This window comes from Streptomyces sp. NRRL S-118 (genome assembly GCF_000716335.1).
GTDB lineage: Bacteria > Actinomycetota > Actinomycetes > Streptomycetales > Streptomycetaceae > Streptomyces.
On the sequence record NZ_KL591004.1, the window covers coordinates 12,521 to 28,692 of the forward strand.

Consider the following 16,172-nt stretch of genomic DNA (forward strand, 5'->3'; position numbering starts at 1 on the left):
CTCCACCCCGCGTCGGTGAACACCACCTTACGCCATCGGAGCGGAGATCATCACCATTTACTGCCGCGCCCTACGCGGCGCCCGGAATCCTGGCCGTGCTGATGGCGATGCGGTTCCAGGTGTTGATGGTGAAGATGAGGGCCAGGAGCCGTGCCAGCTCCTCCTGCGGGAAGTGGGCCGCGGCGCGCGCGTAGACCTCGTCCGGCACCCCGGACGCGGCGACCAGCGTGACGGCCTCGGTCAGCGCGAGGGCCGCCCGCTCGCGCTCGCTGAAGAAGTGCGCGGCGTCCTTCCAGACGGCGACCATGTGCAGCCGCTCCTCGCTCTCACCGGCCTTGCGCGCGTCACGGGTGTGCATGTGCAGGCAGTACGCACAGCCGTTGAGCTGCGAGGAGCGGATCTGGACGAGTTCCACGAGGGCGGGGTCGAGGCCCTCGCGGGCGGCGGCGTCGAAGCCGATCAGGGCCTTGAAGGCCCTCGGGGCGGCCTGGGCGAAGTCGAGCCGGGAAACCGTGTCCGTGTGCGTCATGCCGTCGAATCTACGGCCCGGAAAGACCGGCTGTAGGGTGCACTTCCATGCCGGAATCATGGGTCAATTCCGCGGAGCGCACCGGCTCCGACCTGCACCTGGAGCTGCCCGCGACCGGCAGCCGCCGGGCCGCGGTGAGCGCCGCGCTGCGCGACGCCGTACGCAGCGGCAGGCTCGCCCCCGGTACGCGCCTGCCGCCGTACCGCTCGCTCGCCGCCGACCTCGGACTGGCCCGCAACACGGTCGCGGACGCGTACGCCGAGCTCGTCGCCGAGGGATGGCTCACCGCCCGCCAGGGGTCCGGCACCCGTGTCGCCGCCCGGGCCGTGCCGGCGAGGACGGCCAGGGCGACGAGAGCGGCCGCAGCGGCCCCGGCTGCCGGACCGGCGGGAGCCGCGCGGACGGTGGGCGAGGCCGGCCCGCCCGTCCGCCACGACCTGCGGCAGGGCTCCCCCGACGCCGCGTCCTTCCCCCGCACCGCCTGGCTCGCCTCCGCCCGCCGGGCCCTGAACGCCGCACCGCACTCCGCCTACGGCCCCGGCGACCCCCGGGGCCGCATCGAGCTGCGCACGGCGCTCGCCGCCTACCTGGCCCGCGCGCGGGGCGTGCACACCTCGCCCGAGCACATCGTCGTCTGCTCGGGGTTCGCCCACGCTCTGCGCCTGCTGTTCGGCGACCGGGTGCTGCGCGGCCCGCTGGCCGTCGAGTCGTACGGACTCGGCTTCCACCGCTCGCTCCTGGAGGCCGCCGGGACGCCCACCGTCCCGCTCGCGCTGGACGAGGACGGGGCCCGTACGGAGGAACTGGAGTCCCGCACCGGCGTCCGGGCCGTACTGCTCACCCCCGCCCACCAGTTCCCCACCGGCGGTCCGCTGCACGCGCGGCGCCGCGCGGCGGTGGTCGACTGGGCCCGCGCGCGAGGCGGCCTGATCCTGGAGGACGACTACGACGGCGAGTTCCGCTACGACCGCGAGCCGGTCGGCGCCCTCCAGGGCCTCGACCCGGACCACGTCCTCTACGCCGGCTCCGTCAGCAAGAGCCTCTCGCCCGCCGTGCGGCTCGGCTGGATGGTCCTGCCCCCGCACCTCGTCGGGCCCGTGCTGGCCGCCAAGGGCGAACGGGAGGCGTGGGCAAGCGTCCTGGACCAGCTCACCCTCGCTGACTTCATCGCGTCGGGCGCGTACGACCGTCACGTGCGCCGGATGCGCCAGCGGTACCGCCGCCGCCGCGACCGGCTCGTCACCACCCTCGCCGCTCGCGCGCCGCACCTCGTCCCCACGGGCATCGCGGCCGGCCTCCACGCCGTCCTGCGGCTCCCGCCGGGCACCGAGCCCTCCGCGGTACGGGCGGCCCGCCGCCTGGGCGTCGCGCTCGACGGCCTGGCCGCCTTCCGCCACCCGGCCGCCACCATGCCCGCCCAGGACGGCCTGGTCGTCGGCTACGCCACCCCGGCGGACCATGCCTACGGCCCGGCCCTGGAGGCCCTGTGCGCGGCGCTGCCGCCGGCGGGTGGGCGGTGAGCCACGAAGAAGCCCCGGACCGGGAATGCCGGTCCGGGGCTGCGCGGTAGGCCGTGTGGGACTCGAACCCACAACCAACGGATTAAAAGTCCGCTGCTCTGCCAATTGAGCTAACGGCCCGCGACCCGCAGCATATCCGGGCGCCTCGCGTTGTGCCGAGCATAGCCCTCCTGGGTCCGGGAGCCGATCGAGTATCGGTTCCCGGGCCCGGGCGGCCGGTGCCGGAGCGGCGTCTTGTGCGAGGCCCAGCCGCTGCCGGCCGTGTCGGCGAACCGCCGCTCCTTGCCCTACGGCCGGATCACCGCCTCCGGCGGCAGGTCGGCGGCAGGAGCGGGAGCGGCGCCCGGCGGCGCGAGGCCGAGGCCGCAGGCGGTGGCGAGGGCCGTGGTGGCGGTGACGCCGCGGGTCAGGGCGTTTCCGCCCAGGGGGATGCTCCTCGGTCGAGTACGGGGAGTGCGTGCAGTACGTGGAGTACGTGCGTGCCCCGCATGCGCACGCACGCGGCGCGGCGGCGGAACGAGGACCGCCGTGGCACCGGGCGGACCGGCGACCGGCGTACCGGTCGCGGCCGCCGGTGCCACGGCGGATCGCAGAGGGCGTGGAGACGCCCGTCAGGCCGTCAGGACGTCAGGCCGCCCATCGGCTTCAGTCGGCCCTTCAGCCCGTCAGAACAGGCCCTTGTAGCCCTGGTAACCGGTGCCGACCTTCACGGTCGACGACAGCGACCCGGACGCGTTGCCCGCGTTGCGCAGCAGGTTGCCCGCGGTGTCGCGGGAGATGAGGTCCGGCCGGCCGTCACCGGTCATGTCGCCGACGCCGACGATGGCGTCGCGCCCGGCGCCCCAGTTCTGGAAGAGCAGCACCCGGCTGCGGAACGGACCGGTGGTCCTGCCGTCCACCCGGTACAGGGTGTTCGCGCCGTCGAGCAGCAGCAGGTCGCCGATGCCGTCGCCGGTGAGGTCCCCGGCGCCGACGATCCGCCGGTAGCCGGACCAGTTGGTGTGGATGACGCGGCCCGCGGCGAGCTTGCCGTCGGCGGTGCCCTCGAAGAGGTACATGTCGCCGTTGGACGCACGGCGGCCGATCAGGTCGGGGCGCCCGTCCCCGGTCTGGTCGCCGGCGGACACCAGGACGTTGTACGCGCCCCAGCCGGTGCCGAGCGCCGCGCGCGGGCCGGTGCTCTTCACGACGCCCTTGCAGTCGCCGTCGTACCGGAAGAGCTCCCCGGCCGTCGTGCGCACGAGTACGTCGTTGCACTGGTCGCCGTTGAGGTCCCCGAAGGGCACGACGTGCTGGGCGGCGCTCCATCCGGCCGCGGCGGTGTAGGTACGGGCCGTGCCGGCGTACTCGTTGGCGGAGAGCGTGCCGGAGGTGGTGAGCGCGAACAGCTCGCCCGCCTTGTCGCCGTCGTAGTCGCGGAACGCCGGGCGCACGGGGGCGGGGGCCGGGGTGCTGCCGGTCACGGTCACCGTGCCGGTCACCGCCAGGTCGGCGCCCAGCCCGTCGGCGGCCTTGGCCGTCAGGGTCCAGGTGTACGACCCGTTCCGTACGGCCTCGCCGGCCGTGTTCTTCCCGTCCCAGGCGGCGTCGATCCGGCCGCGGCCCTCGGACCCGGAGATCGTGCGCACCACGGTCCCGGTGGCGGCCTCCTTCACCGTGATCTGCCAGGCGCCGGTGGGCTTGGAGATCCACCAGCTGCCCGACCAGCGCTGACCGGTCTGGGCCAGGTCCAGCGCCGTGCCGGTGACGGAGGTGTCGATCACCGTGACGGCGGGCGCGGGGACCCCGGTGGGGACGATGCGGACACGCTCGTCGTCACCCGCGTACGCGACGCGGCCGCCGAAGCGGTCGACGGTCCAGCCCGTACGCCGCTGCGTGGACGACCCGAGGTCCGCCGCGCTCACCAGGGTGCGCTGCGGCAGATCGGCCACCGCACCCGAGACGGGCAGCCCGTTGTGCAGGTCGAAGAGCGTCAGACCGGTGTTCTTCTCCGGGTCCTGGTGGACCAGGTAGCCGTCCCCGAGCAGGACGTTGCGGCCGGGCGCGGTCACGGTCCGCTTGGTCTGCCGGTCGTACACGCCCGAGCCCTTGACCCACCCGACGGTGTCCACGCACGCCCAGTACACCCAGCGGCCCGCGGCCTGGAGCTCGCTGGGGACGCAGTTGTTGGGGGTGGTGAACGATTCGCCGGCCGTACCGGCCGGGAGGCTCTTCGCGGTGATCCTGCCGCTGTCCAGGGCAGCGCTCCACAGCGTGGAACCCCATACGGCGGACGCGCCGCCGCTGAGGGGGAGCCTGGTCCCCGAGTCGGGTGCCTTGAACTCGACGGCGTAGTGCGTGCCACCCGTACCGTTGGCGATCACGCCGAACCTGCCGGAGAGGTCGGCGAGCACGGGGCTGTTCATGCCGGTCGTCAGACGCGGGCCCCACGCCAGCTCGCCGTTCTTGAAGAGCAGCGTCACGCCGCTGCCGGTGGCGTTCGCGCGGCCGTGGTAGCCGTCGCCACTGGCGAACATCGAGACGCAGCGCTCGTCGTCGTACCCCTCGTCGCCGACGCAGTTGCCGTCCCGGCCGCTCACCATCCAGTCCACGGTCGAGCGGACCGGCTGCGGCTGCCCGGAGGTGCTCAGCCAGGTGCTGCGGTACGCGCCGAGGTACGTGTGGGGCTGGTAGATCGTGCTGCTGTCGGCCGTGGTGAGGATGCCGCTGCCGAGGGAGAGCCCGTAGATGTGGGCGGGCGCGGGCTCGATCGTCGTCAGGCGGCGCACCTCCACCCCGCCGTCGGCCTTGGGCACGACGCGGTGGATGGCCCAGTCGATGTCGCCCTGCGCCGGGGGGTTGGTGGCGCCGGCGACCAGGACGGAGCCGTCGGGGGCGGTGGCCATCCCGCGCGCCAGCTCCAGCACCGCCTGGCTGTGACCCTCCTCGTCGAGCAGGCGGAACAGGGTGTCGCCGCGGTACTCGTTGTCCCCGGGGTTCTGCGTGGAGAGGCCGAGCACCGAGGTGCCGACCATCGCGTACTCCCCGTCACCGATGGGGTTGTTGCCGACGGTCCGGACGACCGCGTGCGGTGCGGCGCGGTCGAGGACGTCGACCATGCCGCGTCCGGTGCGCAGCCGCAGGATCGATTCTCCACCGAGCCGGAAGCCGTTCACCTCCCACGCGTTCTCGGGGTCCGGCCGGTCCGGCAGCGGCTTCGCCACACCGTCGGCCAGGTCCACGAGGGACCAGCTCGGGTTCGTCGCCTCGGCGGACGCCTTGTGGCGGAGGATGAGCGACCGCGCGTCGCCGTCCTCGACGCCCTGGAGGACCGCGCCCTCGGGGAGCCCGGTGACGGGCGTGTCCGTCACCTTGCCGGCCTCGTGGCGCAGCAGGTGGTAGCCGGTGGGTGCGTCCGCCGCTCCGGTCCGGGTGAGGACGCTGTCGCCGAACGTGCCGACGTACGCCTGGCCCTCCGGCAGCACGATGTCCGCGAACGGCGCGCCCGCACCCTTCTGGAGGGTGACGTGCGGCGCGGGGGAGGCGGAGTGGAGGGCGACCGTGTCGGAGCCCTGGCCGTAGTGGGCGCCGTCCGCGATCGGGAGCCGCTGCCAGCGGTCCCAGCTGCCCGAGTCGATGTCGAAGCGGGGCTTCTCCGGAAGCCGGGTGGTCAGCGGTGTCGCCGATCCGGTGGCGTAGTCGATCCACAGCAGGCGGTCGTCGCCCTCCTGCGCCAGCAGGTAGCCGGTCTCGCCGGCGTTGAGGATCGAGGTGCCGCGCGGCGCGAAACGCGGGGCCGGCGGCAGGACGGTCACGTCCGACGCCTCGGCGGCGGTGGCGGGCAGCGCCGTGACGGCGGATCCCGCCGCCGTCACGGTCGCCAGCGCCAGGATGAGAGCGGCACGGGCGCGGGCGTTTCCGCGCACACGGCCATTGCTCGTACGAGCCAAGTGAGTGTCCCTCCCCAGGACATGAAGAGCAGGGGTTTCGGCATCGGCCGGATCCGGCCGGCGCGAGTGCGAGCGGAAGAGCCCCCCAGCCGATCCCCCCATGCGATGGCGCTGACCATAACAGCACGCTCGTGGCTGAAGAAAGCCGGTTTCGAACCCGTTCAAAGGACGGGCGGGGAAAGAGACCCGGACAACGGAAAACGGGCCCGCACGGCACCGGAGTGCTGTGCGGACCCGCCTGGTCCTGCTGGTCCGCCGGTCCTGCTGCCAGACGTCAACCGTCGGGCGTCAGGCGTCAGGCGTCGGGCGTCGGGCGTCAGGCGTCGGGCGTCAGGCGTCGGGCGTCAGGCGTCGGGCGTCAGGCGTCAGCCGTTGCGCTTCCAGCGCGGCTTGTCGTCACGACGGCCGTACGCGCGGTCCGAGGAGCCACCGGAGCGGAAGCCGCCGGAGGGGCGGTCGTCGCGGCGGTCGCGGTTGAACGGGCGGTCGCTGCCCCGGTGACCGCCGGACGGACGGTCGTCACGACGGAAGCCGCCCGAGGGACGGTCGTCACGGCGGAAACCACCGGACGGACGGTCGTCACGGCGGAAACCGCCCGACGGACGGTCACGGCGGAAACCACCGGACGGACGGTCGTCACGGTCACGACGCTCGAAGGAACGGCCACCACGGTCGTCGCGGTCGCGGTTGAACCCGCCACGGTCGCCCCGGTCGTCACGGTCCCGGTTGAAGCCACCCCGGTCGTCGCGGTCACGGCGCTGGAAACCGCCCGACGGACGGTCGTCACGGTCCCGGCGGAAGCCACCCCGGTCGTCGCGGTCACGGCGCTGGAAGTTCCCGCGGTCGTCACGGCGGTCGTCACGGCGCTCGTCGCGCGGCTGCTCCGGCACGGAGACGGCGGCAGCGGCGGCCGCCTCCGCGATCTCGGCCTCCGCGGCCTCCGTCACCTCGGCGACGGCGGCCTGCGGGTCGTCGCCGCGCTCCCGCGCCGCACGGGCCACCAGACGGTCGGCCTCCTCGCGCAGCTCGGCGGCCCGGCGCTGGAGGCGCTCCAGCTGCTTGGTCAGCTCGGCGACCTCGCGCTCGGCCTGCTTGGCCGCGTTGTTCGCGGAGTCCGCCTGCACCTCGGTCAGGGACCGGGCGCCGGTGATCTCGGCGACCTCCGGGTCGAACGCCCCGGCACCGCCCACGATGTGGCGCGAGGCGTCCACGCCCGCGTCCTCCATCAGGCGGAAGATCTGGCGCCGCTGGTGCGGCAGGGCCAGCGAGACGACCACGCCGGACTTGCCCGCACGGGCCGTACGGCCGGAGCGGTGCAGGTAGTCCTTGTGGTCACCGGCGGGGTCCACGTTCAGGACGAGGTCGATGCCGTCGACGTGGATGCCGCGCGCGGCGACATCGGTGGCGACGAGCGCGTTGACGTACCCGTCCTTGAAGTCGGCCAGGGTGCGCGTACGGGCGCCCTGGGTCATGCCGCCGTGCAGCGCGTCGGCCTTCACGCCCGACTCGCGCAGCTGCTCCGCGATGCGGTCGGCACCCAGCTGGGTGCGGACGAAGATGATGGTGCGGCCCTTGCGGGCGGCGATCGCCGCGGTGACCGGCGCCTTGTCCTTCGGCTTCACGACGAGGACGTGGTGGGTCATGGTCGTGACGTTGCCCTGGGCGCTGTCGACCTCGTGGCTGACCGGGTTCTTCAGGTAGCGCTTGACCAGCGTGGCGATCTCGTTCTCCATGGTCGCGGAGAAGAGCATGCGCTGGCCGCCGGCCGGGACCTGGTCGAGCAGCTCGGTGACCTCGGGCAGGAAGCCCAGGTCGGACATCTGGTCGGCCTCGTCGAGGACCGTGACCTGGACCTGCTCCAGCGAGCAGGCGCCGCGGTTGATGATGTCGCGCAGACGGCCCGGGGTGGCGACGAGGATGTCGACGCCGCGCTCCAGGGCGTAGATCTGGTTGCCCATGGACGTACCGCCGCAGACGACCTTCATCTTCAGGCCGAGCACGTCGCCGTACGGCTGGAGGGCGTCCGCGACCTGCATCGCGAGCTCACGGGTCGGGGTGAGGATGACGCCGCGGGGCTTCTTCTTGTCGGTGTGGCCGCCGGCCAGGGTCGCGAGCAGCGGCAGGCCGAAGGAGAGGGTCTTGCCGGAGCCGGTGCGGCCACGGCCGAGGATGTCCTTGCCGGCCAGGGCGTCCGGGATGGTCGCGGCCTGGATCGGGAAGGGGGCGGTCACGCCGTTCTGCGCGAGCTTGCGGACGATGCCCTCGGGCAGACCGAGGTCCCCGAAGGTGATGGTCGGCTCGGCGTCGGCGGCCTCATCGGCGACGCTGTCGGCCTGGGCGGCGTCAGCGGACTCGGCGGCGTTGTCGGCCTCGGCGGCCTCGTCGGTCACTGCCTCTTCGACGGCCTCGACGAGCGCCTCGTCGGCCTCGGGCAGGACAGCGTGGTCAGAACTGAAAATGGACATGCGAAATGCGAAACCTTCCGGAGTCTCGGCACGCGCCCGTCAACTCCGTGTTTCGCAATTCGACCGCCTCGATGCGGTCAGCCACGGCAAGGGAGAGTACGCGCCACACGCGGCGCGCTTCTGTCGGCGCCGGGCAAATGGGAAATGGGATCAAACGATCTACCACCATACGCACCCACCCCCACTCAACGCAAACCGGGCTGCGTCACACCGGGCCGGCGACCCCGCTCCGGCCGCGCCCGCACGGGGGTTTCCGCGCGCTTCACGCCACTCTCAGGCGGGCGCGACCTGCGGCGATGCATGCGGTTCGGCGAATTCGCCGGACACCGCGCGCATCGCCTCCGTCCGGGTGGTGTCCGCCGCCGGCGAGGCGGACGGCGAGTCCGACGGCTTCGGGTCCGGGTCGGTGGGCGGGTCCGTCGGGGTGGGCGTGGGCTCCGGCGGCGTGGTCGCGGGCGGCGTCGGCTCCTGACTCGGCGACGCACCGCCACCGTGTCCGCCGCCACCGTTCCCGCCGCCCGCGGGGCCGCCGTCCCCGCCGCCGCTCGGCGACGGCTTCTGCGGCCGCTCGCCGCCGGGGCCGCCCGCGCCCGGCTCGCCGGGCTTCCCGGAGGGAGCCGCGGACCCGCTCGGCGCCGCGGACGCCCCGACCTCGCGGGCCTCCGCACCGCCGGGCCGGCCGCCGGGGCCGCCCGCGGACCGCGGGTCGTGCCACCGGCCCGGCCCGGCTGCCCCGCCGTCCGGGTCGGCCGCCGCCGCACCCGAGGGCCCGGCCGAGCCGGACGGCGCGGGCCGGGCGCTCTCGTCGGTGACGCTCATGCAGCCGCTGAGGGAGCCTGCGGACGCCGCGACCGCGAGTGCGGTGACGGCCCATCGGACGGGGGCGGGCAACTGGCGCACGCGGGCACCTCCACAGGCACGGGACGGGGTCTCCCTGCCCAACTCCCCACGCCCCACAAGGACACGCCCGGACGCAGGGGCCGCCGCATCCGCCACCCCCGGTCGTCGCCACCCCGGCGCTGGCCGCGGGGCACCCGGCACGGGCCGCCGGCCCCGGCACGGGACCCCGCACGGACACGGGACGGCACTCGGGCGCGGCACACCGGGCGCGTGCCGCCGCCTCCCCGTCAGCCGTAGCCCAGCTCGTGCAGCCGGTCGTCGTCGATGCCGAAGTGGTGGGCGATCTCGTGCACCACCGTGACCTCGGTCTCCGCGACCACGTCCTCGCGCGAGTCGCACATCCGCAGCGTCGGCCCCCGGTAGATCGTGATCCGGTCCGGCAGCACCCCCGCGTACCACTCGCCCCGTTCCGTCAGCGGGGTCCCCTCGTAGAGACCCAGCAGATCGGGATCGTCGGGCGACGGCTCGTCCTCCACGAACACCGCGACGTTGTCCATCAGCCGCGTCAGCTCCGGCGGGATCCTGTCCAGCGCCTCGGCGACCAGTTCCTCGAACTCCTCGCGCGTCATCTCCAGCACCCGGCCATTGTCACGGATGACCCGGATGTACGGGCATAGCCGCCGGTCCGCACGGGCATACGTGCGCCCATGGCTGCCCGAGCTGCCCTGCGCACCCCGTACGCCCGACTGCTCCGCCACTACCGCTCCCGCCACACCGGTCCCACCTCCGCGCTGGTGCACGCTCCGCACCCGTACGTCCGCGCCGCCGGGCTGGTCGTCGTCGTCCTGTTCGGCGCGTGGCTCGGCCTGCTGATCGTCGGCAGCGTCAGGACCCCGGTCGGGCCGATGGACACGAGCATGACCCTCCGTCCGTCGCTCTCCGGGGGCACGAAGATCAACGTCTCACCGCTCGGCGCCCTCACCCTGGACTCGCACCACGCCCCCATCCGCCTCGACGTGGACGTCGACCAGCTCGACCCCGTACGCGCCCAGGCACTGGTCGAGCACCCCGAACGCCTGTCGGGCCTCCAGGAGGAGATCTCCCGGGACGTCGCCGACGGCACGCGCGAGCTGGCGGTGCGCTCCTGCGTCGCGGTCGTCTCCGGCGCCACCGCGCTCGGCCTCGCCGTCTACCGCCGCCCCCGCCGCGCCCTGGCCGCGGGGGGCCTCGCCCTGGCGCTGCTCGCCGCCTCGGGCGCCACGGCCTTCGCCACCTGGAACCCCAAGTCCGTCCTGGAACCGAAGTTCTCCGGGCTGCTCTCCTCCGCGCCCTCCGTCGTCGGCAACGCCCGCTCGATCGTCAGCGAGTTCGACGTCTACCAGAAGGAACTGGCGCGGCTGGTCACCAATGTGACCAAGCTCTACGAGGCGACCTCGACGCTCCCGACGTACCAGCCGGACCCGGCGACGATGCGCGTGCTGCACGTCTCCGACATCCACCTCAACCCCGCCGCCTGGGAGATCATCCGGTCGCTCGTCGAGCAGTACCGGATCGACGTGATCATCGACTCGGGCGACACCATGGACCACGGCACCGCCGCCGAGAACGGCTTCCTGGACCCGATCAGCGACCTCGGCGCGCCGTACGTCTGGGTCCGCGGCAACCACGACTCGCGGGCGACCCAGGAGTACCTGGAGGACCTCGACAACGTCCACGTCCTCGACGAGGGCCGCGCCGTCACGGTGGCGGGACTGCGGGTGGCCGGGACCGGGGACCCGCAGTTCACGCCGGACCGCTCGGTGGTGGCCGCCGGCGACGACGCCGAGCGGGCGGCCGGAGCGCGGCTGGCGGCGGCCCTGCGCGCGCAGCGGAACGCGGGCACGCCCGTGGACATCGCGGTCGCCCACAACCCCGTGGCCGCGCGGGGGACCGACGGCGAGGTGCCGCTGGTCCTGGCGGGCCACGTCCACCGCCGCGAGACCACGGTCCTCCCGGAGGGCACCCGCCTGAGGATCGAGGGCTCCACGGGCGGCGGCGGGCTGCGCGCCCTGGAGCGCGACGAGCCGGAGAAGGTCCGCGCCTCCGTCCTCTACCTGGACCGCACCGAGCGGCGCCTGCAGGCCTGGGACGAGATCACGCTGGGCGGCCTCGGCCTGACGACGGCCGAGGTCAGCCGCCACCTCCCGGAGGAGAACCGCCCGGGCGCCCCCGCGCCCTCCTCCTCGTCCTCGCTCCCGGCGACCCCGACGCCCTCGCCGGACCGGGCCCGCACTCCCGCGTCGACGACCTCGCCGTAAAGCGTTTTGGCGAACCGTCCCCGCATCCCATATGCTTCTCACGTCCCCGACGCGCTGACGAAGCGCCCAGGCGGGCCATCAGCCCTCATCGTCTAGTGGCCCAGGACGCCGCCCTTTCAAGGCGGTAGCACGGGTTCGAATCCCGTTGGGGGCACGCATCACCGTGTGCGAGACTGGTTCTCGCACAATGCTTGGTCCTGTGGAGCAGTTTGGAGTGCTCGCCACCCTGTCAAGGTGGAGGCCGCGGGTTCAAATCCCGTCAGGACCGCTGCGGCTCGCAAGAGCCGCGTGGCTGGGTAGCTCAGTTGGTACGAGCGTCCGCCTGAAAAGCGGAAGGTCGCCGGTTCGACCCCGGCCCCAGCCACCGTAGCCCCACCAGGGCAAACACCCCCATCGAAGATCTTCGGTGGGGGTGTTCTCGTGCCGGCTACGCCAACCGGTACCCCAACGGGGTCACGAGAGGGCGTCTCCGAGCTTCCGCAGCGCCTTCCGCTGCTCGTCCAGCGACGCGTGGGCGTAGACCTTCATCGTCACCCCGATGTCGCTGTGGCCGACGATCTGCCGGACGATGTGCGGCGGCGCCCCGAGGTCCAGCAGCAGGGACACGGCCGAGTGCCGGAGGTCATGGAAGCGGATGTCCAGACCCAGCCGCTTGCGGAGCGGGTGCCAGCTCCGCCGGAGGTTGTCCGGCTCCAGGGGCGTCCCGATGCGGGACGTGAACACCAACCCGTGCTCCTTCCACTCGATGCCGGCGGCGGCCCGCTCCTGTGCCTGCCGCTCCTTGTGGTTGATCAGAGCCTTGGTCACGAACGGCGGGAGCGGGACCGTACGGACGGAGGAGAGCGTCTTGGGCCGGACGAGCATCAGCTCTCCGTCGACCCGCTGTAGCGCTCGCTCCACGATCAAGGTCTCCCTGTCCAGGTCCACGGCGGCCCACCGCAGCCCCAGCAGCTCGCCCCGCCGCATCCCCATGACCAGAGCCAGGACGTAGAGCGCGTGTAGCCGGTCCTCCTCTGACTGCCGGAGGAGGAGGCGAGCGTCTGCGACGCTGAGCCCCTTCCCGGTGTCGTACGTGGGCGTGGGGACCTGGACGAGCTGGGCGACGTTCCGGACGATCAGCTCCTCGCGTACGGCGTTCTGGAGCGCGTTCCGCAGCACGGCGTGGATCGACTGCACCATGCGGCGGGAGAGCAGCGACTTGCAGCACTCCCCCGCCGCGCAGCACTCCGGCTCTCGCCGCTCCTTGTCCCACCCGTGCTTGCAGCACTGGCACTCCGAGGCGACGCCGGCGAGCCAGGTACGGACCTCGGCGGCCCGAAGAGTCCGGATCTTCTTCCGGCCCAGCCCCGGGACCAGGTGCACACGGGCCACGCTCTCGTACCCCTGGTAGGTCTTGGGCCGCCGGTGGACCTTGACGACCTTGGCCAGCCAGTACGTGAGGTAGTCCTCCAGGTTCATGTTCGTGTCGGGAACCGGGATTCCCTGGTTCTCCTGAGCCTGGAGTCCGGTGATCTTCCCGCGTACCTCATCGCGGGTCTTGCCGTAGACGGACACCCGCTTACGGATGCCGCTGGTCGTCGTCACATAGACGCGACCGTGGTACGTGCCGTCCTTCCGGATCGTGATACTTCCTTCGCCATTGGCACGCTTTGCCACTACGCGGCCTCCTTGAGCTGGTTCTGCATGAACGTGTGGAGGGCGTCGGCCGGCACTCGCCGGGCTCGGCCGACCGTGAAGCTGGGGAGTTGCTTGGTGCGGATCAGGTCGTAAACCTTGAAGCGGCTGAGCTTGAGAGCCGCCATGACCTCGGGCACGGTCACAGCAATGTGCGTGGTGGGGAGAGAGGTCGTCATTCGCGATATCTCCTCGACAGGCGGTCGGGGCCGGTGGCCCCCCCTGGGAAGTCCGCTACATCCGCTACGCCGCTACATCGCAGGTCAGCGGCGTGTTTTGTGTAGCGGGAAGGTTGGGTGTAGCGGCTACGCCGTTCACGGGTGGCCCGGATAGGGGCGCGCGTGGGGTGGGGGTGTAGCCGCTACACGTGTGGTTGCCGCTACACGAACAGGGGGTCTGAGCTGGGCTGTAGCGGCGTAGCGGATGTAGCGCTGTCCTGGGGCGGGGGCGGGCAGTAGCGGGACCAGGCGTCCTGGAGGTCTTTGGCGAAGTAGCCCTTGAGGATGCCGCCGGCCGTGCGGATGTTGCGGGAGGCGATGGGCTCGTTGTCGCTGGTCATGTACTCGCTGAGCATCTTGGACAGGCGCCGGGAGTCGAGCGGCTTGCCCTGGAGGTCGGCCCACGGGGCGTCTTCCAGGGCGTTGAGCCGGTCGAGGACGGCGATGGTGGGCAGCTTCTCCACCCCGACCAGTACGTGGTCGCGCAGGTCGGTCAGCAGCCGGACGCCGAGGGAGCCCTTGTCGTCGGCCTGGGATGCCCGGACCAGCTCCGCGCACGCGGCGCGGGCTCGTTTGGGCCAGTCCCCTCCGGCGGCGTCGGCGACGGCGAGGAGCGGTTCCCACACGTCGGCCGGCCGGTCTGTGACCCCGTCGGGCATGACGGGCCGCGCACCGCGGATCTGGTCCCGGATCTGGTCCGCCCACTTGGCGAGCCGGTCCCTAATGGCGTGACCTTGCTTCTCGTGGTCACCGATCCGGTAGGGCTCGACCTTCTCGTTGCGGGCCCGGCGGCGCATGCGGATAATCACGGAGCGGGTCAGGATCGTGTCCGGCAGGGAACCGAGACCGGCCACAGCGACAGCGCAGTAGGACGGGAAGCCCTGCACGGTCTGGTTGGCTCCGTCACCCACGCACCGGTACATCTTCCGTCCACGCCTGTGCCCGGCATTCAGGAAGCCCCGAAGCTGTTCGTTGTCCCCGGCCTTGGGCCCGAAGACGGTGTCGATCTCATCGAAAATGATCGTGGGCCGGTCCCCGTCCACCCCGGACACCGCACGGAACAGCGCGGAAGCGGAGGCGTCCACGGCGGCCATGCTGTTCGGTACCAGGGTCTCGATGACCTCCAGCGCACGGGACTTGCCCGACCCCGGTTCCGGGGAGAGGAACGCGATCCTCGGCGTGGAGTCGAAGGAGTCGAGCAGGTGGGCGTGTGCGTCCCACAGGGCCACGGCGACGTAGGCGGCTTCGCGGGGGAAGACGTTGAAGCGGCGGTGGAAGGCTTCCACCTCGTTGAGCAGTGCGGCGCCGTCGATGGTGTCGGTCATGCGGCGTGCCTCCCTTCGGTGAGCTGGGCGGGCAACCCGGTGCAGGCGGATCGGTGGGCGTCGTACTCGGCGACCAGCGCGGCGACGGCGTCGGGGCCGGTGGCGGTGCCGGTCAGTCCGCACCGGCAGGCGTAGGCGGCGGTGGGCAGGGCGCCGTGCCGGGTGGACCAGCGGGCGCCGTCGTAGTGGTGGCGGTAGATCGGCGGGGCGAAGATCCGGATGCCGGGGGTGTCCGGCGTCGGGTCGGCGCCCGCCCGTGCCGGGGACCGGTTCGAGCGAAGAGCAGTGACGACGCCCTTGCGGGCGGCGCCTCTCGGTTCGCCCACGGCCGCCGTGTCCACAGGCTGTGGGGCGGCGTGCGGGCCGATCGAGGCGCTGGTGAGGCAATCCAGGGCGGGGGGAGCGGGCGCCGTCATGCCGCCTCCCTGGGTGTGGCGTGGGCGATGACCCAGTCCATGGCGCTGCGGATCGTGGTGCGGCACTCGGCCGGCGGCAATCCGGTCGACTCCCCCGCCCCCTGGATTGCCTGCTCCGCCGCGGCTCGCGGGAGGTCGCCCCACGCGACGAACCGGGCGATCTTGCAGGCGCTTCGGTGCAGGGTGTTGTTGCGGCCGTTCGGCCCGCCCTGGCGCGCCGCGGCGATGACCGCGCATTCGCGTTCCAGCGCCACCTGGGCGGCCCGAGTGCCGTCCCGGAGCGGCGCCGGGGCGACCGTGGCGGGCTTGGCAGGTTGGGTGAGCAGAGCGGCCAGCCACGGGGGAAGCGGTGCGACGGGCGCGTCGTCGGTCACCTCGTAGGTGCCATCGAGGGTGGTGCTGCCGGGGGCGACGACGTAGCCGCCCCAGGCGCGGGTGTCGATGTGTGGCCCGAGTCGGTTCACGCTGCACTTCAGTCGCACCCCGGCCGGGGCGGTGAAGTAAAGGTGCTCCCCTCCGCGGGCGGTCCGCACGCGGTAGGTGGCCGGGACGGTCTGCCCGGCGCGCTCGCAGAGCGCCGCGAAGGAAGTCGCGCCGTCAGGCGCTCCTTCTGGTTCTTCCGGCTTGACCGGGTCCAGGTCGATGACCAGCAGCCCGGCCGGGCCGGTCGCGACGCCGACGTTGTACTGCCGCGTGGCCCATGTGGCGTGGATCAGGTTCGGGTTGGTGGTGGCGCGCTGCTCGGGGGTGCGGTGTCCTCCCGTGCAGCGCCCGGTGCCGGGGCAGGCTCGCTCCGGGTGGCCGGCGGGGCGCTTGGCGCGCGGGTGCAGGGGGATGACCGGCCAGTCGCGCTCGGCCGCAGACAGGGCGGAGGCGAGTAAGGGCAGGCAGGACAGATCGGCGGTGACGATCGGGGGAGGTTCGGGCATGCTGGAGGTCTCCAGTTCTGTGAGAAGTGC

The 16,172-nt window shown here is 72.8% G+C and carries 12 protein-coding genes and 4 tRNA genes; 5 read left to right on the plus strand and 11 right to left on the minus strand.

Annotated elements, in window-relative coordinates:
* Positions 1–70: 70 nt before the first annotated feature.
* Positions 71–529, minus strand: coding sequence for a carboxymuconolactone decarboxylase family protein (locus IH00_RS0109325; RefSeq protein ID WP_031071579.1), 459 nt, complete (start codon positions 527–529; stop codon positions 71–73).
* Between the two features lie 47 nt (positions 530–576).
* On the opposite strand from IH00_RS0109325, the gene IH00_RS0109330 reads away from it, so the two are divergent.
* Positions 577–2,049: a MocR-like pyridoxine biosynthesis transcription factor PdxR gene (locus tag IH00_RS0109330; protein WP_031071581.1), complete on the plus strand. Its 1,473-nt coding sequence runs from the start codon at positions 577–579 to the stop codon at positions 2,047–2,049.
* Between the two features lie 47 nt (positions 2,050–2,096).
* Here the strand turns inward: IH00_RS0109330 and IH00_RS0109335 are convergent.
* The 5 genes from IH00_RS0109335 to IH00_RS0109355 all read right to left on the minus strand — a co-directional run bounded on the left by IH00_RS0109335 (position 2,097) and on the right by IH00_RS0109355 (position 9,921).
* Positions 2,097–2,169: transfer RNA gene (locus tag IH00_RS0109335), tRNA-Lys, on the minus strand.
* Positions 2,170–2,714: 545 nt separating this feature from the next.
* The gene (locus IH00_RS0109340; RefSeq protein WP_052411297.1) at positions 2,715–5,954 is read right to left on the minus strand and encodes a FlgD immunoglobulin-like domain containing protein; all 3,240 of its coding nucleotides are present in this window, start codon (positions 5,952–5,954) and stop codon (positions 2,715–2,717) included.
* Between the two features lie 389 nt (positions 5,955–6,343).
* The gene (locus IH00_RS0109345; RefSeq protein ID WP_031071584.1) at positions 6,344–8,443 is read right to left on the minus strand and encodes a DEAD/DEAH box helicase; all 2,100 of its coding nucleotides are present in this window, start codon (positions 8,441–8,443) and stop codon (positions 6,344–6,346) included.
* A gap of 273 nt (positions 8,444–8,716) precedes the next feature.
* The gene (locus IH00_RS0109350; protein WP_031071586.1) at positions 8,717–9,343 is read right to left on the minus strand and encodes a hypothetical protein; all 627 of its coding nucleotides are present in this window, start codon (positions 9,341–9,343) and stop codon (positions 8,717–8,719) included.
* Positions 9,344–9,570: 227 nt separating this feature from the next.
* Positions 9,571–9,921, minus strand: coding sequence for a metallopeptidase family protein (locus tag IH00_RS0109355; protein WP_031071589.1), 351 nt, complete (start codon positions 9,919–9,921; stop codon positions 9,571–9,573).
* Between the two features lie 69 nt (positions 9,922–9,990).
* Here IH00_RS0109355 and IH00_RS0109360 point away from each other — a divergent pair, with 69 nt between their 5' ends.
* The 4 genes from IH00_RS0109360 (at position 9,991) to IH00_RS0109375 (ending at position 11,944) form a co-directional block, all read left to right on the plus strand.
* Positions 9,991–11,580, plus strand: coding sequence for a metallophosphoesterase family protein (locus IH00_RS0109360; RefSeq protein ID WP_039946683.1), 1,590 nt, complete (start codon positions 9,991–9,993; stop codon positions 11,578–11,580).
* An 81-nt stretch (positions 11,581–11,661) separates the two neighbouring features.
* A tRNA-Glu gene (locus IH00_RS0109365) sits at positions 11,662–11,734 on the plus strand.
* Positions 11,735–11,773: 39 nt separating this feature from the next.
* Positions 11,774–11,848: transfer RNA gene (locus tag IH00_RS0109370), tRNA-Asp, on the plus strand.
* Between the two features lie 22 nt (positions 11,849–11,870).
* A tRNA-Phe gene (locus IH00_RS0109375) sits at positions 11,871–11,944 on the plus strand.
* Between the two features lie 89 nt (positions 11,945–12,033).
* On the opposite strand, the gene IH00_RS0109380 is transcribed toward IH00_RS0109375, so the two are convergent.
* The 5 genes from IH00_RS0109380 to IH00_RS0109400 all read right to left on the minus strand — a co-directional run bounded on the left by IH00_RS0109380 (position 12,034) and on the right by IH00_RS0109400 (position 16,142).
* A complete protein-coding gene (locus IH00_RS0109380; RefSeq protein WP_234334808.1) occupies positions 12,034–13,164 on the minus strand; it encodes a site-specific integrase in 1,131 nt (376 codons plus the stop codon).
* A gap of 71 nt (positions 13,165–13,235) precedes the next feature.
* Positions 13,236–13,433 carry a helix-turn-helix domain-containing protein gene (locus IH00_RS0109385; RefSeq protein ID WP_031071595.1) on the minus strand — a complete coding sequence of 66 codons (198 nt, stop codon included), beginning with the start codon at positions 13,431–13,433 and terminating at the stop codon, positions 13,236–13,238.
* A 200-nt stretch (positions 13,434–13,633) separates the two neighbouring features.
* Positions 13,634–14,797, minus strand: a complete 1,164-nt coding sequence (locus IH00_RS0109390; protein ID WP_031071598.1) for a DUF3631 domain-containing protein — start codon at positions 14,795–14,797, stop codon at positions 13,634–13,636.
* Positions 14,794–15,213, minus strand: a complete 420-nt coding sequence (locus IH00_RS37170) for a hypothetical protein (protein ID WP_031071600.1) — start codon at positions 15,211–15,213, stop codon at positions 14,794–14,796. Before IH00_RS37170 ends, IH00_RS0109390 begins: the two co-directional genes overlap by 4 nt.
* Positions 15,210–16,142 (minus strand): bifunctional DNA primase/polymerase, encoded by a 933-nt coding sequence (locus IH00_RS0109400; protein ID WP_052411298.1) that lies wholly within the window; start codon positions 16,140–16,142, stop codon positions 15,210–15,212. Before IH00_RS0109400 ends, IH00_RS37170 begins: the two co-directional genes overlap by 4 nt.
* Positions 16,143–16,172: the final 30 nt, after the last annotated feature.

Bases quoted from the DNA above. Each gene is read 5' to 3' on its own strand.
- IH00_RS0109325 (WP_031071579.1), bottom strand. From the start codon at position 529: ATGACGCACACGGACACGGTTTCCCGGCTCGACTTCGCCCAGGCCGCC.
- IH00_RS0109330 (WP_031071581.1), top strand. From the start codon at position 577: ATGCCGGAATCATGGGTCAATTCCGCGGAGCGCACCGGCTCCGACCTG.
- IH00_RS0109345 (WP_031071584.1), bottom strand. From the start codon at position 8,443: ATGTCCATTTTCAGTTCTGACCACGCTGTCCTGCCCGAGGCCGACGAG.
- IH00_RS0109360 (WP_039946683.1), top strand. From the start codon at position 9,991: ATGGCTGCCCGAGCTGCCCTGCGCACCCCGTACGCCCGACTGCTCCGC.
- IH00_RS0109385 (WP_031071595.1), bottom strand. From the start codon at position 13,433: ATGACGACCTCTCTCCCCACCACGCACATTGCTGTGACCGTGCCCGAG.
- IH00_RS0109390 (WP_031071598.1), bottom strand. From the start codon at position 14,797: ATGACCGACACCATCGACGGCGCCGCACTGCTCAACGAGGTGGAAGCC.
- IH00_RS37170 (WP_031071600.1), bottom strand. From the start codon at position 15,213: ATGACGGCGCCCGCTCCCCCCGCCCTGGATTGCCTCACCAGCGCCTCG.
- IH00_RS0109400 (WP_052411298.1), bottom strand. From the start codon at position 16,142: ATGCCCGAACCTCCCCCGATCGTCACCGCCGATCTGTCCTGCCTGCCC.